General features: G+C 67.6%; 16 protein-coding genes. 7 read left to right on the top strand and 9 right to left on the bottom strand.

Annotated elements, in window-relative coordinates:
• Positions 1–177: 177 nt before the first annotated feature.
• From DPV79_RS03975 to DPV79_RS03960, 4 genes are all read left to right on the top strand, one after another.
• On the top strand, positions 178–726 hold the full coding sequence (locus DPV79_RS03975; protein WP_113044835.1) for a fimbrial protein: 549 nt from the start codon (positions 178–180) through the stop codon (positions 724–726).
• Between the two features lie 89 nt (positions 727–815).
• A complete protein-coding gene (locus DPV79_RS03970) occupies positions 816–1,589 on the top strand; it encodes a fimbria/pilus periplasmic chaperone (RefSeq protein ID WP_113044834.1) in 774 nt (257 codons plus the stop codon).
• A gap of 120 nt (positions 1,590–1,709) precedes the next feature.
• Positions 1,710–4,289, top strand: a complete 2,580-nt coding sequence (locus DPV79_RS03965) for a fimbria/pilus outer membrane usher protein (RefSeq protein WP_482764113.1) — start codon at positions 1,710–1,712, stop codon at positions 4,287–4,289.
• On the top strand, positions 4,277–5,458 hold the full coding sequence (locus tag DPV79_RS03960) for a fimbrial protein (RefSeq protein ID WP_244321709.1): 1,182 nt from the start codon (positions 4,277–4,279) through the stop codon (positions 5,456–5,458). The genes DPV79_RS03965 and DPV79_RS03960 overlap by 13 nt, the downstream gene beginning before the upstream one ends.
• 170 nt (positions 5,459–5,628) lie before the next feature.
• On the opposite strand, the gene DPV79_RS03955 is transcribed toward DPV79_RS03960, so the two are convergent.
• Positions 5,629–6,225: an MlaC/ttg2D family ABC transporter substrate-binding protein gene (locus DPV79_RS03955; protein ID WP_027790211.1), complete on the bottom strand. Its 597-nt coding sequence runs from the start codon at positions 6,223–6,225 to the stop codon at positions 5,629–5,631.
• A 323-nt stretch (positions 6,226–6,548) separates the two neighbouring features.
• On the opposite strand from DPV79_RS03955, the gene hpnN reads away from it, so the two are divergent.
• Both hpnN and DPV79_RS03945 read left to right on the top strand, forming a co-directional pair.
• Positions 6,549–9,182, top strand: a complete 2,634-nt coding sequence (hpnN, locus tag DPV79_RS03950; RefSeq protein ID WP_048023923.1) for a hopanoid transporter HpnN — start codon at positions 6,549–6,551, stop codon at positions 9,180–9,182.
• Positions 9,175–10,134, top strand: a complete 960-nt coding sequence (locus tag DPV79_RS03945) for an MlaA family lipoprotein (RefSeq protein ID WP_113044831.1) — start codon at positions 9,175–9,177, stop codon at positions 10,132–10,134. The genes hpnN and DPV79_RS03945 overlap by 8 nt, the downstream gene beginning before the upstream one ends.
• A gap of 138 nt (positions 10,135–10,272) precedes the next feature.
• On the opposite strand, the gene DPV79_RS03940 is transcribed toward DPV79_RS03945, so the two are convergent.
• From DPV79_RS03940 to DPV79_RS03920, 5 genes are all read right to left on the bottom strand, one after another.
• A complete protein-coding gene (locus DPV79_RS03940) occupies positions 10,273–10,956 on the bottom strand; it encodes a phosphorylase (protein WP_113044830.1) in 684 nt (227 codons plus the stop codon).
• A gap of 24 nt (positions 10,957–10,980) precedes the next feature.
• The gene (gene shc, locus DPV79_RS03935; RefSeq protein WP_021161397.1) at positions 10,981–12,954 is read right to left on the bottom strand and encodes a squalene--hopene cyclase; all 1,974 of its coding nucleotides are present in this window, start codon (positions 12,952–12,954) and stop codon (positions 10,981–10,983) included.
• A 15-nt stretch (positions 12,955–12,969) separates the two neighbouring features.
• A complete protein-coding gene (gene hpnE, locus DPV79_RS03930; RefSeq protein ID WP_113044829.1) occupies positions 12,970–14,223 on the bottom strand; it encodes a hydroxysqualene dehydroxylase HpnE in 1,254 nt (417 codons plus the stop codon).
• A gap of 13 nt (positions 14,224–14,236) precedes the next feature.
• Positions 14,237–15,085 (bottom strand): presqualene diphosphate synthase HpnD, encoded by an 849-nt coding sequence (gene hpnD / locus DPV79_RS03925; RefSeq protein WP_059651463.1) that lies wholly within the window; start codon positions 15,083–15,085, stop codon positions 14,237–14,239.
• Between the two features lie 259 nt (positions 15,086–15,344).
• Complete coding sequence (locus DPV79_RS03920) at positions 15,345–15,677, bottom strand: hypothetical protein (protein ID WP_027790205.1); 333 nt, start codon at positions 15,675–15,677, stop codon at positions 15,345–15,347.
• A gap of 175 nt (positions 15,678–15,852) precedes the next feature.
• Between DPV79_RS03920 and DPV79_RS03915 the strand changes: the two genes are divergently transcribed.
• Positions 15,853–16,737, top strand: a complete 885-nt coding sequence (locus DPV79_RS03915; protein WP_113044828.1) for an alpha/beta fold hydrolase — start codon at positions 15,853–15,855, stop codon at positions 16,735–16,737.
• A gap of 58 nt (positions 16,738–16,795) precedes the next feature.
• Here DPV79_RS03915 and DPV79_RS03910 read toward each other — a convergent pair whose 3' ends face one another.
• Genes DPV79_RS03910 through DPV79_RS03900 form a run of 3 tightly spaced genes read right to left on the bottom strand, consistent with a single transcriptional unit; the run spans position 16,796 to position 18,718 of the window.
• Complete coding sequence (locus DPV79_RS03910) at positions 16,796–17,734, bottom strand: GGDEF domain-containing protein (protein ID WP_113044827.1); 939 nt, start codon at positions 17,732–17,734, stop codon at positions 16,796–16,798.
• Positions 17,731–18,357 carry a chemotaxis protein CheC gene (locus DPV79_RS03905; RefSeq protein WP_021161391.1) on the bottom strand — a complete coding sequence of 209 codons (627 nt, stop codon included), beginning with the start codon at positions 18,355–18,357 and terminating at the stop codon, positions 17,731–17,733. Before DPV79_RS03905 ends, DPV79_RS03910 begins: the two co-directional genes overlap by 4 nt.
• On the bottom strand, positions 18,350–18,718 hold the full coding sequence (locus DPV79_RS03900) for a response regulator (RefSeq protein ID WP_021161390.1): 369 nt from the start codon (positions 18,716–18,718) through the stop codon (positions 18,350–18,352). The genes DPV79_RS03905 and DPV79_RS03900 overlap by 8 nt, the downstream gene beginning before the upstream one ends.
• Positions 18,719–18,784 lie beyond the last annotated feature (66 nt).

Genomic DNA, 18,784 nt, shown 5'->3' with positions numbered 1-18,784 from the left:
CTTACGAATTGTTGACGCCAGTAGGATTCGTTCTGTCCAAGTGTAACCAAGCCGAAAACATAATATTCGGCCGTGTGATGCCTTTTCGGGTCGCCGTTGGATGTCGCGTCGCGCTGTCAACGGATATCGCGTCGGCGTCGTATCACCATCCAGATCGATTCTTTCGGAAACCAAAACATGCAAACCAAACTCATTACCGCCGTGTTGTTCGTGGCTGCAGCCACTGCGTCGCAAATCGCATCCGCCAACGACGGCATAATCACGTTCAACGGCAGCGTTACCGCGCAAACCTGCACGATCAACGGCAACGGCAGCAACTCGAACAACTTCAATGTGCCGCTGCAATCGGTGTCGACCAGCTCGCTGGCCGCCGCGGGCCAGTATGCCAACCGCACGCCCTTCAACATCGCACTGACGGGCTGCACGCCGGCGTCGGGCAACGTCCACGCCTACTTCGAACCGGGCCCGACGGTCGACACCGCCACCGGCAACCTGATCCTGACTACCGGCGGCGCGACCAACGTCGAGATCCAGCTGCTGAACGGCGACGGCACCTATTCGCCTATCAGGATCGGCGCAGCTGACGCCTCGCAGAACTCGAAGTCGGTCGCCATCAGCCCGGCCGGCACCGCCACGCTGAACTACTACGCGCAGTACTTCGCAACCGGCGCTGCAACGGCAGGCGCGGCGACGTCGAGCGTGATGTACTCGCTCGTTTATCAGTAACCAATCACTTAGTTATACATAGCAAGATCGGGTGGAGCGGCACGACGTCGCACCGCCCCTCGTGCTCGCTACCTGCATCGATCTCCATCATGAAGCTTCGAAACACACTCCGGCGCGCGATCGCCACCGCATGCGCCGCATGGCTCGGCTACCTGGCAGCGCCCGCCGATGCATCGGTGGTGATCGGCGGCACGCGCGTAATCTATGCCGGGAGCGAATCCGAGGTCACGCTCAAGCTGTCGAACGCCGGCCAGTCGCCCGCGCTCGTGCAGTCGTGGGTCGATACAGGTGACGTGCGCGGCGCGCCGTCCACGACCAAGGTGCCCTTCACCGTCACGCCGCCGATCTCGCGGATCGATCCGTCCAAATCGCAGACGCTGCGCATCGTCTACACCGGCGAGCCCATGCCGCAGGATCACGAGTCGGTGTTCTGGCTCAATGTGCTCGAGGTGCCGCCCAAGCCGAGCGCGGCGGACGCGGACACGAACCGTATCCAGCTCGCATTCCGTTCGCGCATCAAGCTGTTCTATCGTCCGGAAAAACTCGCGGGTTCATCGGCCGACGCGCCGGCGCAGCTCACCTGGCGGCTCACACAGGCCGACGGCAAACCGGCCATCGAAGCGCACAACCCGACGCCGTTCCATGTGTCGCTGACCATGATCAGCGTGCAGTCGGGCGGACGCAGCGCAATCTTCGACGATGGCGGCATGGTCGGGCCCGGCGAGACGCGCGCCTTCCCGCTGAAAGGCGATGTGCCCGGCTCGGCCGGCGCCAGCGTGCGTTACACGACACTGAACGACTACGGCGGCTCGGTCATCGGCGAGACGCCATTGCGGTCAGACGCCGCCGCGCCGTCGCGATGATGCGCGACTGACTCTCTTCCATTGCGCGAGGCGCGGGTAGCGCGCCACGTCCTTTCCACAGCAAGACCAAGCATGCCCGCCCGGGCAGGGCGGAGGCTTGCTCACGCTCGGGTGCCTATCGTGATCCAACGTCTTTCGAGTTTGCCGCCATTCGTGCGCTGGCGCCCGCGCCCGTGCTTCCTGCTCGCGCTGTCGGTGTTCGCGTCGACGGGCGCGATGGCGCAGACCACAAGCGCCACACAGGTGGCGGAAGTCCAGTTCGACGACCTGTTCCTGCAGCGCCCGGGCGGCACGCGGGTGGACGTCAGTCGCTTCGAAAAAGGCAATGCCGCGGCGCCGGGTTCGTATCGCGTCGACCTGTACGTCAACACGAACTGGATCGGTCGTACCGCGATCACGCTGCGCCAGGTGGGCGACAGCCGAAACAACGTCCAGCCCTGCTTCGATCGCGAGCTGCTGCAGCAGGTCGGGGTGGATCTCGCGAAGCTGTCGCCCGAAGCGACGCGCATGTTGACGGACTCGAACCACGCCTGCGCGACGATCGACATGCTGGTGCCGGACGCCGTCGCCACTTTCGACAATGGCGAGCAGCGGCTCGACGTCAGCATCCCGCAGGCCTCGTTGAGCCGCGCGGCGCGCGGCTACGTGGATCCGCGCTACTGGGACGAGGGCGTGCCGGCTGCGCTGCTGTCGTACAACGGCAACATCTACCGCGCCGACAACCAGGGCGCCTCGTCGACCCAGGCCTACCTGGGCCTGACCGCCGGCCTGAACGTCGGGCCCTGGCGCTTCCGCCACAACGGCAACACCACCTACAACACGCAGGGCGGCACGCACTACCAGAGCGTGCAGACCAGCCTGCAGCGCTCGATTGCGCGCCTGAAGGCGCAGCTCGTGATCGGCGACGCGTTCACCGACGGCACGATGTTCGACAGCGTGGGCTTTCGCGGCGTGCGGATCGCCAGCGACGAGCGCATGTATCCGGAATCGCAACGCGGCTATGCGCCGACCATCCACGGCATCGCCAACAGCAATGCGCTGGTGCAGGTGCGCCAGAACGGCAACATCATCTACAGCGCCAACGTCGCGACCGGCCCGTTCGAGATCGACGATCTCTATGCGACCGGTTATGGCGGCGACCTCGACGTGATCGTGACCGAAGCCGACGGCAGCATCCACACCTTCAAGGTGCCGTATGCGTCGGCCGTCAGTTCGCTGCGGCCCGGCATCACGCGTTTCAGCGTGACGGCCGGCCAGTACCGCAGTCCGCTGCTGTCGAGCAAGCCCGCGCTGTTCCAGGCGACCGTACAGCACGGTTTCACCAACCTGATCACCGGCTACGGCGGCATGACGGCCGCGCCCGGCTACCTGGCAGGCCTGGCCGGCGTCGCGCTCAACACCGGGCTGGGCTCGTTCGCGCTGGACATCACGCAGGCCAACACCGATCTGCCCGGCACGGGCACGCGCCACGGCCAGAGCGTGAAGCTCTCGTACAGCAAGCTGATCAGTCCGACCAATACCAATATCGCGGTGGCCGCCTATCGTTATTCGAGCAGCGGTTACCTGGGCCTGCAGGACGCCATGCAGTTGCGCAGCCAGCAGACCGGCGGCGTGAACGGCCTGCTGTCCGGCGGCGTGCGTCGCGGTCAGTTCCAGGTCATGCTGAACCAGGGCCTGCCAGAAGGCTGGGGCTCGTTCTACCTGTCTGGCTCGACCGTCAATTACTGGAATCGCAGCGGCAACGACACGCAGTTCCAGGCCGGCTACAGCAACAATTTCCGGCGCATCAACTACGGCGTGTCGGTCGCGCGCCAGTTCGACGCGACGCAAAACCGCTGGGACAACCGCTTCATGCTGAACGTGTCGATCCCGCTGAATCTCGGCTCGCGCACGTTGTACTCGTCGACCAGCCTGCAACACGACAGCCACGGCGCAACCCTGGTCCAGCAGTCGCTGACCGGCTCGCTCGGTATCGACAACGCGCTCAGCTATGGCGTGAACGTCGGTCATACCCGCGGCAGCGGCACCGGTGCGACCGTCAACGTCGGCGGCAACGTGTCCTACATGGCGCCGTATGCGACCTTGTCGGGCAACGCTTCGAAGGGCACCGGCTTTACGCAGTACGGCGGCGGCATCTCGGGCGGCATGGTGGCCTATGCCGGCGGCGTGGCCTTTACGCCGACCATGGGCGAGACGATGGCGATCGTCGAGGCCAAGGACGCAAACGGCGCACGCGTGACGGCCGGCAGCGGCCTGCGCATCGATCGGTTCGGTCATGCCCTGGTGTCGACCCTGACGCCGTTCTCGACCAACGAGGTGGAAATCGATCCGAAGGGCGTGCCGATGAGCGTCGAGCTGAAATCCAGCGCGCAGCACATCGCGCCGACCGCGGGTGCGGTGGTGCGGCTGAAGTACGAGACCGAGGGCGGCGGACGCGCGGTGATCATGCGCGCGCGCATGGCCGATGGTGAGCCGGTTCCCTTCGGCGCGGAGGTGAGCGATGCGGCGGGGCAGAACGTCGGCACCGTGGCGCAGGATGGCCGCGTCGTGCTGCGCGGCGTGAAAACGGATACCGGCACGCTGAAGGTGAAGTGGGGCGACACGGCCGCCGAGGGTTGTTCGCTGTCCTACACGCTTGCGCCGGCGAGCAAGACGAGCCGGCAACGGTGGACCGATACGGAAGCGGTATGTACGAAATGAGCGCTGCTGATGAAATGAGCCTGGGAGAGGTCATGAAACGAAACGAAAATTCGACCGCGAAGCGCCGGCAGGCGAAGTCGGCGCGCGGCTGGGGCCGCATGGTGTTCTGGCTGCTCGCGCTGGTAGCGTTGATGCTTGGTCCGGGTTCGCGTGCCGCGTTCGCGCAGAGCGCCAGTTGCACGGGCACGGCACAGACGGTGACGATCTCGATGCCGGCTTCGGTGACGATCCCGCGCGACGCAGCGATCGGTACGGTGCTGACGACCTGGGTCAGTACCCCGGCCACCACCAACTTCTATAGTTGCCTCGTGTCGGGTTCTGCATTCTCGGGTATGGCCTTCGAAGCGTTGTCGATGACCAAGGCCGGCATGACGGTGGCCGGGCCGAATGGTGTCGCCTATACGGTCTGGAATACCAATGTGCCGGGCGTCGGTGTCGCGATCGGCGTGCGTTCCTATGCGAACGGTTGTGGATGGCAGCCATGGGACGATCTCGGCACGCCGAGGCCGCCGCTACCCAGCCCTTGGGCTGGGTGGGCCTGTAATCAAAACGGTACGAACAGTTTGGTCACCAACGGCGGCCAGGTTCAGGTGGCGCTGGTCAAGACCGGCGCCATCACGGCGGGCACGGTGACGGGCGGCGTGCTGTTCGAGGGAGCGCCCTCGACGGGGGGAGCAAACATCAACGGCCCGTTTGCGGTCTCCGCTTCGAGCCACGTGTCGTATTCGCTGACCTCGACCATCGTCAATGTCGCGGCGTGCACCACGCCGAACGTGACGGTCAACATGGGCTCGCCCATGCAGTCGGAATTCACGGGCATCGGCTCGACCAACAAGCAGGCCGTCTCGCTCAACGTGGCGGTCAACGCCTGCCCGACAGGCCTGAACTCGATCCAGTACCAGTTCATCCCGGTCAATGCCGTCCTCGACAGCACCAACGGCGTGCTGGCGCTGTCGAGCGGTTCGACGGCCACCGGTATCGGCCTGCAACTGAAGGACGGCAGCGGCAACGCGCTGAAATACAACACGCAGTACACGCTGACGAGCTACAGCAAATCGACCGGCGGCTCCTACACGATCCCGCTCACCGCCCGCTACTACCAGACGGCCGCGAAGGTGACAGCCGGCAGCGCAAACGCCGTGCTGACCTTCACCATGACGTATCAGTAGGCCGCGCACAGCGAACCTCGACGTGTGCGGAGGCGGCCTGGACTTGCGCGTGGACGCCCGGACGCGCGGTCACATCGGTCGTTCGACCGCTCACCACGCCTCGGGGTAAATAAACAAGGGCGCCCGAGGGCGCCCTTCATGCATCCGGATTCCGAACCGCGCAGCAGCCGTCAGTTCGTCCGCGAATTGTGTTTCTGCAGATACGCGATCAGGCCGTCGATCCCGCCCGATGCGAGCTGGCTCTTGAACTGGCCCTGGTAGACCTGGATCAGCCACGCGCCCGACATGTCGATGTCGTAGATCTTCCAGTCGTTGCCGACCTTGCCGAGACGATAGCCGACCGACTGGCTGTCGCCCGGCGTCGTGACGGTCGACTGCACGAGCGCGTCGGCGCCCGACGCGCCGCCGGCCTTGAACGAGAACTTCGCGTCCTGGCTGCCGAGCTGCGCGAGCGACGCGGCGTAGGTGCGCGTCATCAGCAGCTTGAACTGCTTGTAAAGCTCCTGCTGCTGTTGCGGCGTGGCCTGCTTCCACGCGTCGCCGACCGCGATGCGGGTCGTGCGCTCGAAGTTGGTCGCGGGCAGGAAGCGCTGCTCGACGACCGCCGAGACCTTCGCCATGTCCCCGCCGCGTGCGGCCGGATCGGCCTTCATCGCGTTGACGGTACCTTCGACCGCATTGCGGACGATATCGACCGGCGCGCTCTGCGCAAAAGCGGAAACCGACACGGCGGCCGCCGCGACGAAAGCAAACAGATGACGTTTCATACGAATATCGCTCGATGAGAAAAAACGACCGGTTCATTGCACCGGCCGACGGAGCAAAGTATACCGGGCCCGACGCCTCGGTGCGCCGCCGTGACCGACTGTTACCTTTCAGGTTCCTTTGTCACAGGCGAGCGGCGGCACGACGAGGCACGGCGGCACCGATTATGTAAATATCCCCTTACAAACCGGCGAACCATCGGTATCGATTCCGCCGTCGCGAACAAATCTCCTTCCCGCCCCGAAACCCCCAACGTCACGACCGCCGCCACGCTGCGCCGGTATACTTGGCTACTTTGCCCTTGCCAGCCGCTCCCCACCGCCACATGGTGACATCTCTCATCGTCCGACTCGTTGCATGGTCGGTGCGCCGCCCCGTCTGGGTCGTCGTCCTGTCGCTCGTCATCGCCGCGTTCAGCGGCGTCTATGTCGCGCAGCATTTCAAGATCAACACCGACATCAGCAAGCTCGTCGATGCCGAGCCGCAATGGGCCGCCCTCGGGCAGGCCGTCGACAAGGCGTTCCCGCAACGCAACGGCACGATCCTCGCGGTCGTCGAGGCGCCGGCGCCCGAATTCGCGAACGCCGCCGCGCATGCGCTGACCGAAGCGCTGCGCAAGGATGCCGACGCCGGCCGCATCGGCCAGGTCGCCGAGCCCGGCGGCGGGCCGTTCTTCGAGCACAACGGGCTGCTGTTCCTGTCGCCGCAGGAGGTCACGGATACCACCTCGCAGCTCGCGAGCGCCCGCCCGCTCGTCAACGAACTCGCGAAGAACCCGAGCCTGACCGGCCTCGCGACCACACTCTCCACCACGCTCGGCCAGCCGCTCCTGACCGGCCAGGTGAAACTGCCCGCGATGGCGAAGCTGCTCGCACGCAGCGCCGCGACGGTCGACGACGTGCTGGCCGGCAAGCCGGCCGCGTTCTCGTGGCGCGCGCTGGTCGACAACGATGCCGCGCGGCAGCCCGCGCGCGCGTTCGTCACCGTGCAGCCGGTGGTCAACTACGGCGCGCTGAAGGCCGGCGCGGAAACCAGCCAGGTGATCCGCGACGCGGCCCGTTCGCTCGACCTCGAGAAGCGCTACGGCGCCGCCGTGCGCCTGACCGGCGAACAGCCGCTCGCCGACGACGAATTCGCGTCCGTCGAAGATGGCGCGGCGCTCAACGGCGCGCTCACGCTGCTCGCCGTCCTCGTCATCCTGTGGCTGGCGCTGCGCTCGAAGCGGATGATCGGCTCGGTGCTCGTCACGCTGTTCGTCGGCCTCGTCGTGACCGCCGCGCTCGGCCTCGCGATGGTCGGCTCGCTGAACATGATCTCGGTCGCGTTCATGGTCCTGTTCGTCGGCCTCGGCGTCGACTTCTCGATCCAGTACGGCGTGAAATACCGCGAGGAGCGCTTCCGCGATCCGCGCATCGATCACGCGCTGATCGGCGCCGCGCACTCGATGGGCATGCCGCTCGCGCTGGCCACCGCGGCCGTCGCGGCGAGCTTCTTCTCGTTCATTCCCACCGCCTATCGCGGCGTGTCCGAACTCGGCCTGATCGCGGGCGTCGGGATGTTCGTCGCGCTGCTGACCACGATCACGCTGCTGCCGGCGCTGCTGCGCCTGTTCGCGCCGCCGGGCGAATCGAAGACGCCGGGCTTCCCGTGGCTCGCGCCGGTCGACGACTACCTCGATCGCCATCGCAAGCCGATCCTGATCGGCACGCTCGTGGTCGTGGTCGGCGCGCTGCCGCTGCTCGCGTTCCTCCACTTCGACTTCAACCCGCTGCACCTGAAGGATCCGCACAGCGAATCGATGGCGACGCTGCTCGCGCTGAAGGATTCGCCGGAAGCCGCCGTCAACGACGTCACGCTGCTCGCGCCGTCGCTCGCCGATGCCGACGCGGCGGCGAAGCGCCTCGACGCACTGCCCGAAGTGGGCCGCACGACCACGCTGTCGACCTTCATCCCCGCCGACCAGCCGGCCAAGCGCGCGGCGATCGCAGCCGCCGCGAGCGACCTGCTGCCCGCGCTGACGCAGCCGGCCGCGCCGCCCGCGACCGACGCGCAGCGCGTCGCCGCGCTCAAGCGCGTGTCGGACCTGCTGAGCTACGCGGCCGAAGATCATCCGGGCCCGGGTGCGGCCGCCGCGCAGCACCTGTCGGCCTCGCTCGCGAAACTCGCCGCCGCGGACGCCGCGACGCGCGACCGCGCCGAGCGTGCGTTTTCCGACACGCTGCGCATCGCGCTCAACCAGCTCGCCTCGCTGCTGCAGCCGCAGGACATCACGCGCGAATCGCTGCCGCCGCAGCTCGTGCGCGACTGGGTCGCACCGGACGGCCATGCACTCGTGCAGATTTCGCCGAAGGTGCCGAAGGGCGTCGACCCGAACGACGACAACATGCTGCGCCGCTTCGCGAAGACCGTGAAGGCCGCGGAGCCGGGCGCGACCGGCGGGCCGATCTCGATCCTGCATTCGGCCGACACGATCATCAACGCGTTCCTGCATGCGGCACTGTGGTCGATCATCTCGATCACGATCCTGCTGTGGGTCACGCTGCGCCGCTTCGGCGACGTGCTGCGCACGCTGGTGCCGCTGCTCGTGTCGGGCATCGTGACGCTCGAACTGTGCGTCGTGCTCGGCATGTCGCTCAACTTCGCGAACATCATCGCGCTGCCGCTGATGCTCGGCGTCGGCGTCGCGTTCAAGGTGTATTTCGTGATGGCGTGGCGCGGGGGGCAAACCGGGCTGCTGCATTCGAGCCTCACGCACGCCGTCCTGTTCAGCGCCGCGACGACGGCGACCGCATTCGGCAGCCTGTGGCTGTCGCACCATCCGGGCACGTCGAGCATGGGCAAGCTGCTCGCGCTGGCCCTGACCTGCACGCTGATCGGCGCCGTGGTGTTCCAGCCCGTCCTGATGGGCAAACCGCGCGTCAAACGCGCCAAGAACCAATCGCAAGGAATCAATGAATAAGGTGCGAATCATTGCGGCGACCGTTGCCGCCAGCGCAGTGCTGACCGGCTGCGCGACGGGACCGAACCGCAACCCCAACGACCCGCTCGAGCCGATGAACCGGGCGATGTACAAGTTCAACGACACCGTCGACACGAACATCGCCCAGCCGATCGCGAAGGGTTACCAGAAGGTCACGCCGACGCCCGTGCGCACCGCGATCAGCAACTTCTTCTCGAACCTCGGCGACCTCGGCAACATCGCGAACAACCTGCTGCAGTTGCGCATCACCGATGCGACGCAGGACTTGATGCGCGTCGCGATGAACTCGCTGTTCGGCGTCGCCGGCCTGATCGACATCGCGACGCCGGCCGGGCTGCCGAAGCATCACCAGGACTTCGGCCTGACGATGGCACGCTGGGGCGTGCCGTCGGGCCCGTACCTCGTGCTGCCCGTGTTCGGGCCGAGCACGTTCCGCGACGGCGTCGGCCGCGCGGTGGACGTGCGCTTCAACCTGCTCAACTACATCGAGCCGGCCGCGCGCAACCCGATGTACATCGCGCAGTTCATCAGCGCGCGTTCGGACCTGCTCGGCGCGACCGACCTGCTGAAGCAGGCCGCGCTCGATCCGTATTCGTTCGTGCGCGACGCGTACCTGCAGCAGCGCAAGTCGCTGACGTATCGCAGCCAGTCGTCGGCGGCGACGCTGCCGACCTACAACGAACCGGGTGAATCGGGTGCCGTGCCGGCCGCAACGCCTGCCGTGCCGGGGTTGCCGAACTACGAGGATCCGGGCGAGTCGGGCGGTACACCGGGCGCGGCGCCGAACAATGCGCCGGCCGCGCCGGGGCTGCCGCAGTACGACGATCCGGGTGCGGACGGTGCGATGCCTGCGAGCACGCCGGCTGCTCCGCCTGCCGCCGCATCGGCAACCGCGCCGGCAACGCCTGCGAGCAGTCCGGCCGCGCAGTAACGCTGCAACGGCCACCGCCGCAAGAAAAAAGAGCGCTGCAGTTCAAATCTGCAGCGCTCTTTTTTTGTCCGCGATTTGTCCGCGATTCGTCGGCGAAAAACGGGAAGAGGAGGGAAAGAGAAAAGCGGCGAACGCCGCTCAGACGATCCGCATCGCGCCCGCACGCTCGAATGCGTGCCGCGCCTGGATCAGCGTCGTGCGCGCCGCGCGCGCGTCGCTGGCCACCTGCAGCAGCGGGCCGAGCTGCGACGGCTGCTTCAGCAGCTCACGCAGGATCGGCAGGATCGCCGTGCTGCCGTCGTCGCGCAGGCCGGCCGTCGCCGCGCTGGGCAACGTGCGCCACGCCGGATCGACGATCGCGCGGCACACCGCGAACGGCACACCGCGCGCCGCCGCGAAGGCCGCCGCGATATGCGACTCCATGTCGACGGCGAGCGCGCCCTTCGCGCGATGCAGCGACGTCTTTTCCTGTTCGCTGACGACCGGTGCGCCCACGGCCGCGATCGTGCCGCGCGTGACGCGCGCCCACACCGGCGTGTCGTGCAGCGCGGCGACGAGCCGCGTGCTCCAGCGCGTATCGGTCTCGACGCGGCCGAACGGCCCGTCGATCGCGTTCGCGATCACGAGCGCGCCGGGCGCCAGGTCGGGCGCGAGCCCGCCCGCGGTGCCGAAGCTCACGATGCCCGCGCAACCGCGCGCGGTCGCCTCGGTCAGTGCGCGTTCGAGCCGGTCGGCGCGCGCGGCGAAGACCGCTTCGACGCCGTCGCCGCGCGCAATGCGCGCCTCGAACGCCATCCCCGTCACGGCGATGACGGGCAGCATGCCGGTGGATTGCGTCGCCACGCGTTACAGCCCGAACGTGACGCGCGTCGTGTTGTCGCGCTTCAGGTTGCGATAGCGCGCGAGCGCCCACAGCGGGAAGAACTTGCGATAGCCGTGGTAGCGCAGGTAGAACACGCGCGGGAAGCCCGTCGCCGTGAAGCGCGCCTCGTCCCACAGGCCTTCTTCGTTCTGGTTGGCGATCAGGTAGTCGACACCGCGCGCCACCGCCGGGTTGTTCACCTCGCCGGCCGCCATCAGGCCGAGCAGCGCCCAGGCCGTCTGCGACGCCGTGCTCGGCGCCTGTTCGAAGCCGCGATAGTTCAGCTTGTAGCTGTCGCCGTCCTCGCCCCAGCCGCCGTCCTTGTTCTGGATCGACAGCAGCCACTGCGCGCCGCGCTTCATGCGCGGATCGTCCGGCGTCAGGCCGGCCGCGTTCAGCGAGCACAGTGCCGTCCACGTGCCGTACACGTAGTTCATCCCCCAGCGGCCGTACCAGCTGCCGTCCGGTTCCTGCTCCTTGAGCATGTAGTCGAGCGCGCGGCGCGCCGGCTCGCTGTTCAGCGGCGTCTCGCCGAGCTGCGCCAGCATCGACAGGCAGCGGCCCGACACGTCGGCCGTCGGCGGATCGAGCAGCGCGCCGTGATCCGAGAACGGGATGTTGTTCAGGTAGTACTGCGTGTTTTCCGGTTCGAACGCGCCCCAGCCGCCATCGCTGCTCTGCATCCCGACGACCCACTCGCGCGCGCGCGCGATCGAATCGCGATATGCGTCGTTCTGCCGGAGTTTCTGCGCGCGATCCATCGCCACCGCGACCACCGCCGTATCGTCGACGTCCGGGTAGTGCGCGTTCGCGTACTGGAAAGCCCAGCCGCCGGGCCGCACGTGCGGGCGGCGCGAGATCCAGTCGCCGCGCACGTCGAGGATCTGCAGCGGGCGCAGCCATTCGAGGCCGCGCAGCACGGCTTCCTCGGCCCGCGCGTCGCCCGTCTCGAGCAGCGCATGTGCGGCGAGCGACGTGTCCCACACCGGCGACAGGCACGGCTGGCAATACGCTTCGTCGTCGTGCACGACGAGCAGCTTCTCGATCGACTTGCGTGCGATCGCGCGGTTCGGATGATCTTCCGCGTAGCCGAGCACGTCGTACATCATCACCGCGTTGGCCATCGCCGGATAGATTGCGCCGAGGCCGTCCTCGCCGTTCAGGCGCTCGTCGACGAACGAGACGGCCTGGCGGATCGCGCGTTCGCGCGTGTAGTTCGGGAACAGGCCGTCAGCCGCGCGCAGCGCATGGTCGACCACGCGGAAGAACGCGAACCAGCCGGGGCTCTGGTGACCCTGGCGCGGCAGCAGGCCGGCGTTGACGGGCGGATCGATGAACAGCTCGTCGATGCGCACGCCGCGCGGGTTCTTCGCGAGCGGGCGCTTCGCGTTCAGCACGAGCAGCGGCACGATCACGGTGCGCGCCCAGTACGACACCTTCGACAGGTGGAACGGGAACCACTGCGGCAGCAGCATGATCTCGACCGGCATCATCGGCACCGCGCGCCACGGAATCGCGCCGTACAGCGCGAGCTGGATGCGCGTGAACACGTTCGACATCTCGGCGCCGCCCATCGCGTGGATCGCGCGGCGCGCACGCTGCATGTGCTCGGCGTTCTCGTCGTCGCCGATCACCTTCAGCGCGAAATACGCCTTCACGCTCGCGCTGATGTTCGGCGCGCCGTCGGTGAACAGCGGCCAGCCGCCGTCGGCCTGCTGGATGCGGCGCAGATACTTGCCGATCTTCTGTTCGAGCTCGACGTTCGGCGTCTCGCCGAGATAGTGGACGAGCAGCACGTATTCGGCGGGAATCGTCGAATCGGCTTCGAGTTCGTAGACCCAGTGGCCGTCGGCGTTCTGCGCGGCCAGCAGCGCGTCGGTCGCACGCGCGACGGCCGCATCGACGCCGGCCGGCACGGTGCCGGCGGACAAGGTAGCCATTTCGGTGAGATCGTTCATCGGTCCCTCTGTTGCTTACTGTGTCTGGAGCACGTCCGCGGCCAGCTGGCCGGAGCGGATCGCGCCCTCGATCGTGGCGGGCAAGCCGGTGGCAATCCAGTCCCCCGCCAGCACGAGATTGGTCCAGCGCGTACGCACGGCCGGACGCTTCATTTCCTGCGACGGCACCGCCGCAAAGCCCGCGCGCGGCTCGACGACGAGCTGCCACGCGGGGATGGTTTCCGGGTTCGCGCCCGTCACGCGCGCGACGTCTTCCCAGATGCGCCGCGCAAGCGTGTCGCGCGGCGTGTCGAGCCAGCGGCCGGCGTCGCGGATCGTCGCCGCGAGCTGGCCGCCGCCGGTGCGCACCGCATCGACGACGCCGTTCACGACCGCCGTCTGCAACGGCGTGCCGGCCGGCGCCTCGATCGCGAAATACGCGGTCACGACCGCGCTGAACGTGTCGGGCGCGGTGAGCTCGGGCACGAGCGGCTGCGCGACCTCGGGCGGCACGGCCAGCACGACGGCGTCGCCCGGTGCGAGATCGATCCGCTCGCCGCCGACCGAGACCGCATCGACCGCATTGCCGTGCGCGCCGAATTCGAACGCGTCGAGCCGCGAGTTCAGCCGGATCTGCGCGCCGCCGTGCTGCAGCATCCGCAGCGCCGGCTCGACGAATGTGCTGCCGAGACCCTGGCGCGCGACGAGCGGACGGCAGCCGGGGCCGCCCGCGGCAAACGTGCCGCACAGCGCCGCACGCGCGAGTTCGGCGCTCGCGTGGCGCGGCTCGACGTTCAGCACACCGAGGAAATACGGCCGCAGCCAACGTTCCCACAGCATGCCGTCACATCGCATCGTCTGTGCGAGTGAGCGGCCCATGCGCGCGAACGCGAGCGGGGCGAGCGCGAGGTAGTCGAACGGCGTCGTACCCGGCGCACGCGATGCGGCATCGAACAGCCACGACGGCCAGCGCCCGTCGCCGAAGCGCAGCGTCCAGCGCTGCTGCGACGCGACGTCGACGACCGGGAATTCAGGCAGCGCGGGCCCCGCGAGCCGGTCGGCCGCGCCGATCGCGCGCAGGTAGCGCTGCGTCGCGGGCTGTCCCGCGAACACCGTGTGCAGCCCGCTGTCGAGCGTCGTGTTCAGCGTCCCGTCGAACCATGAGCGGCAGCGGCCGCCCGCATGCGCGTGCGCGTCGTGCAGCACGATGCGCCGCCCGCGGCGTTGCAGCTCGACCGCGGCCGACAGGCCGGCAAGGCCGGCGCCGATCACGTGGACGGTCCTGGGCATCGACTCGGTCGACTCAGAACAGCGCGTAGCGCGCGGCGATCATCAGCATGCGCGCCTTCGGCTTGCGCAACGGCGCGCGCGGGAAGGCGAAGCCGCGTGCGACCGCGGCTTCGAGAATGCAGCGATACGCACCCGACATGATGCGCGGCGCCTTCACCTGCGCACGCGGGCACGTATCCATCACCGCGTCGGCCTGGCGGAAATGCTCGAGCGCGCGCTCGACGAGCGTCGCGCACACGCGCGGCAGCGCCGGATCGCGCACGATCGTCGCCGGGTCGGTAATCGCGATGCCTTCGCGCGCGAGCAGCTCGCGCGGCAGGTAGCAGCGGTTGATCGCCGCATCGTCGTCGATGTCGCGCAGGATGTTGGTCAGTTGCAGCGCGCGGCCGAGGTGATGCGACAGCTTGATCCCTTCGGCTTCAGGCATCCCGAAAATCCTCACCGACAGCCGGCCGGCCGCGCTCGCCACGCGATCGCAGAAGAGGTCGAGCGTCGGCTCGTCGGGCGCGCAGATGTCTTCGACCGCGTCCATCGCCATCCCGTCGATCATCGCGTGGAAGTCGTCGCGCTGCAGGTTGAAGGCACGGATCTCGCGGTCGAGCGCGGCCAGGTGGCGCGGCGGGCGGCCGGCGTAGCATGCGTCGATGTCGGCGCGCCAGCGATCGAGGCCCGCATTGCGCTCGGCGCGCGGCAGGTCGCTGTCGGCGATGTCGTCGACCGCGCGGCAAAACGCATAGACCTGGAACATCGCATCGCGCTGCACGGCCGGCAGGATGCGCATCGCAAGATAGAAAGAACTGCCCGATGTGACGGCAGCGGCGTCGGTTTCTTGTTCGTCCACGACGGAATTGGAAACGGCCAAGACAAGCTCCACGGAGACACCCACGCGGGGCGATTGAAGAAGCCATGCCCGGCTGGGATGGTCAGGGCGTCAAATGCGTGCGAGATATGCGAACGATCGACGCAGACAGGCACAAATTACCGGCCGGAAGCCGGAATTGGGCGAAAGTATAGCAATCTTTGAAGTTCGATGGCGGACACTCGCCGCATGCGGCGGCATGCCGGAGGCCGTTGACCGGCAAGGGCGCCCGGCCCGGGCAGGAAGCGGCGCCGGCGCTGCGTCAGCCGTAGACGATGTCGCGCTGCAGGTCGAGCGCAATGAGCCCCATTTCGCGGGTGAGCTGCAACATCGAGCGGCGTTCGAGGCGCGAGCCCATGAAGCTCGTCACGTGGCCGTCGGGCTCCGCGGTGAACTGGAACACCGCGCCGCCCGTGCCGAACCACGCACCCGGCACGTCGGGCGATTCCTGCCAGTCGATCTGCGCGAAAACACGCGCGATGCCCGCGCGTATCAGGTCGCCCGGACCGATCGGCGGCGCGATGTCGCCCAGGTCGTCGAGCGAATAGGGGCCGGGTTTGTTCGGCTTCCGATAGAAGAGATAGTCGACGTTCATGGGGCGCAATCGCGGGCAAAGCAACAAATTAGCGCGCTTCGGGATAAATTCATATCGGATACGGACGAAATGTGGCCTGTACGAGACAAGAGGGACAGATCGAAAGCGGCCCGTCTGGGTGCGCGCGGGTTCGTCTAAGATGACACCTTTCTCAAAATCTGAAGACCCGGACATCATGGAGACGAACGCAAGCGCCACCCCGCAGTCCGATCATCCCGTTTTCGTGCTCGTGCACGGCGCCTGGCACGGCGCGTGGTGCTATGCGCACGTTGCGGCCGCGCTGGCCGAGCGCGGCCACCTGTCGATCGCGCGCGACCTGCCCGCGCACGGCATCAACGCCCGCTTTCCGGTTTCCTACTTCTCCCGCCCGCTCGACAAGGATGCGTTCGGCGCCGAGCCGTCGCCGGTCGCGAACACGACGCTCGACGATTACGCGACGCAGGTCATGCAGGCGGTCGACGACGCGTACGCGCTCGGCCACGGCAAGGTCGTGCTCGTCGGGCACAGCATGGGCGGCCTCGCGATCACGGCGGCTGCCGAACGCGCGCCCGAGAAAATCGCGAAGATCGTCTATCTCTCGGCCTTCATGCCCGCGTCGGGCGTGCCGGGCCTCGACTACGTGCGCGCGCCCGAGAACAAGGGTGAGATGCTCGGCCCGCTGATGCTGGCGAGCCCGCGCGTCGCCGGTGCGCTGCGCATCGATCCGCGCAGCGGTGACGCCGCGTATCGCGAGCTCGCGAAGCGCGCGCTGTACGACGACGTGCCGCAAGCCGACTTCGAAGCCGTCGCGAACCTGATGACCTGCGACGTGCCGGCCGCGCCGTTCGCGACCGCGATCCCGACGACGGCCGCGCGCTGGGGCGCGATCGACCGCCACTACATCAAGTGCCTGCAGGATCGCGTGATCCTGCCCGCGCTGCAGCAGCGCTTCATCGACGAAGCCGACGCGTTCGCGCCCGGCAACCCGACCCACGTGCACCAGCTCGACAGCAGCCATTCGCCGTTCATGTCGCAGCCGGCCGTCCTGGCCGGCGTGCTGGCCGACATCGCGAAAAGCTGAGCACGGCACGCGCGGGGCGCATCCGCTCTGCGCGCAGCAGGGCGGTGCGGGTGTGCGCCTACGCGTAGGCCACCGAGCGGTCGCGCCCGAGGCGCTTCGCGCGATAGAGCGCGGCGTCGGCCTCGTTGACGAGCACGTCGCAAGTGGCCGCGCCCGCCTTTGCACACGCGCCGCCGACACTCGCCGTCACCGGCACGCTGACGCCCTCGGCATCGACCGGCACGCTGCCGATCGCATCGCGCACCTTGTCGGCCACGAGCATCGCCTCGTCGAGATTCGTGCACGGCAGCAGCAGCGCGAATTCCTCGCCACCGAAGCGGCCGAACGTATCCTGCGCACGCACGATCGACGCGACGCGGCGCGCCGTCTCGCGCAGCACGGCGTCGCCGGCCGCGTGCCCGAAACGGTCGTTGATCGTCTTGAAGTGGTCGAGGTCGAACAGCAGCACCGACATGTCGCCGCCGTAGCGCTGCCAGCGCGCGAATTCGTCGCCGAGCCGCGCCTCGAAGAAGCGCCGGTTCGCGATGCCGGTCAGGCCGTCTCGATTCGCGTGTTCGCGCAGCTTCGCGACCGCCTCCTCGCGCTCACGCTGCATCACGCTCACGTGCGTGACGTCCGAGATCGTCACGCACACGGCTTCGACGTCGCGGCCGCGCGTGAGCGGCATGAATGTGCAGTCCTGCTGCATGTAGTCGACGCCGCCCGTGATCGGCCGGTCGTGCTCGAAGCGGAACAGGTAGGGCCGCTGCTCCCACGAACTGAACGCGAAGCTGCCGAGCTGGAACACGCTCTCGAGCTTGCGCGACAGCCACGCGCGCGGCAGGTCGGGAAAACAGTCGAACAGGTTGCGGCCGATCACGTCGGCGGCCGGGATGCCGCTGTGGTCCTGCATGAAGCGATTCCACATCAGCACGGTCATCGCACGGTCGAGCACGAACAGGCCGAAGCCCACCCGCTCGATCACGAGGTCGCTCAGCGACGGGGCAGCGGTCGTCATAGCGCGGACAGCAACGCGTCGAGCGCGTCGCCCATCAGCCGGATCGAATCCTCGGCCATCAGCATCACGAAGTGAGCCCGGAACGCGTGGTCCTCGAGCCCGAAGTTCACCTCGAGCAGCAATGCCACGCTCCATGCCAGCTCGGTCGGCTGGAAGACGTCGTCGAACGACACGTTCGCACCGAGCAGCCCCGGCGGAAAGAACACGGGCTTGCGCCCGAGCTCGTCGAGGATCGATGCGACGCAGGCGCCCATCAGCACGTTCGCGACGTCGAACACGACTTCGTCGGGTGTCGCCATCCCGCCGTACACGCCTTCGCCGAACGTGCGGTCGACGACCGACATGAGCCGCGCGATGCTCGCGGTACGGCACAGCACGATCGCCTCGCCCTTGATGTCGGAACGGAAGCCCTGGCGCACGGCGGTCACGTTGTCGTAGATGCCCGTCATCTCGCGCAGCGCATCGCCCGCGTCGGTCGCTTTCACGACCCGCACGCGCGGCACCGACAGTTCGATGAAGCGCCCGAGCAACAACGCGAGCCGTGCGGCGGCACGGCCCATTGCGAGGTTGGCGATCTCCTGCAACGCGTCGCGTTGCTCCGCCGTGAACACCGAGTCAGGCATACAACCCATACTCCTTGAGAATGGGCAGCAATGCCTCCGACGTCACGGGCTTGGCAACGAATGCGATCGCGCCCAATTCGCGCACGCGTGCTTGCGCCTGCGGCTGGATATCGGCGGATACCACGATCACGAACGTGTTCAGATCTTCGTGGCGCAGTGTCTCCAGCACCTGATATCCGCTCATGTCGGGCATCGTCAGGTCCAGAAACATTACGGAAGCTTTGCCGTCACGATACAGCGCCAAGGCCTCTCGACCATTCGCGGCATACGCGACATCGACGTCCCAGCCTCCCGGCAGCGCCTTTGTCAGAAGTTTGCGAGCGAGCAGCGAATCGTCGGCAATTACAATCGGCAAAGGCATGGGGCGAAGCGGTATACGGAATGGTCTCTCTCGCGTTAACGACCGCGCGGCGCACTTCTTGAGGCG

The organism is Burkholderia reimsis (genome assembly GCF_003294055.1).
In the GTDB taxonomy this organism is placed as follows: Bacteria; Pseudomonadota; Gammaproteobacteria; order Burkholderiales; family Burkholderiaceae; genus Burkholderia; species Burkholderia cepacia.
The sequence above is the reverse complement of the archived record's forward strand: the minus strand, read 5'-3'. Positions and strand labels throughout refer to the sequence as shown.

Bases quoted from the DNA above. Each gene is read 5' to 3' on its own strand.
- DPV79_RS03960 (WP_244321709.1), top strand. From the start codon at position 4,277: ATGTACGAAATGAGCGCTGCTGATGAAATGAGCCTGGGAGAGGTCATG.
- DPV79_RS03940 (WP_113044830.1), bottom strand. From the start codon at position 10,956: ATGCTGCCCGTCATCGCCGTGACGGGGATGGCGTTCGAGGCGCGCATT.
- DPV79_RS03975 (WP_113044835.1), top strand. From the start codon at position 178: ATGCAAACCAAACTCATTACCGCCGTGTTGTTCGTGGCTGCAGCCACT.
- DPV79_RS03945 (WP_113044831.1), top strand. From the start codon at position 9,175: ATGAATAAGGTGCGAATCATTGCGGCGACCGTTGCCGCCAGCGCAGTG.
- DPV79_RS03900 (WP_021161390.1), bottom strand. From the start codon at position 18,718: ATGCCTTTGCCGATTGTAATTGCCGACGATTCGCTGCTCGCTCGCAAA.
- hpnE (WP_113044829.1), bottom strand. From the start codon at position 14,223: ATGCCCAGGACCGTCCACGTGATCGGCGCCGGCCTTGCCGGCCTGTCG.
- DPV79_RS03915 (WP_113044828.1), top strand. From the start codon at position 15,853: ATGGAGACGAACGCAAGCGCCACCCCGCAGTCCGATCATCCCGTTTTC.
- DPV79_RS03905 (WP_021161391.1), bottom strand. From the start codon at position 18,357: ATGCCTGACTCGGTGTTCACGGCGGAGCAACGCGACGCGTTGCAGGAG.
- DPV79_RS03955 (WP_027790211.1), bottom strand. From the start codon at position 6,225: ATGAAACGTCATCTGTTTGCTTTCGTCGCGGCGGCCGCCGTGTCGGTT.
- hpnN (WP_048023923.1), top strand. From the start codon at position 6,549: ATGGTGACATCTCTCATCGTCCGACTCGTTGCATGGTCGGTGCGCCGC.
- DPV79_RS03970 (WP_113044834.1), top strand. From the start codon at position 816: ATGAAGCTTCGAAACACACTCCGGCGCGCGATCGCCACCGCATGCGCC.
- DPV79_RS03920 (WP_027790205.1), bottom strand. From the start codon at position 15,677: ATGAACGTCGACTATCTCTTCTATCGGAAGCCGAACAAACCCGGCCCC.
- DPV79_RS03910 (WP_113044827.1), bottom strand. From the start codon at position 17,734: ATGACGACCGCTGCCCCGTCGCTGAGCGACCTCGTGATCGAGCGGGTG.
- shc (WP_021161397.1), bottom strand. From the start codon at position 12,954: ATGAACGATCTCACCGAAATGGCTACCTTGTCCGCCGGCACCGTGCCG.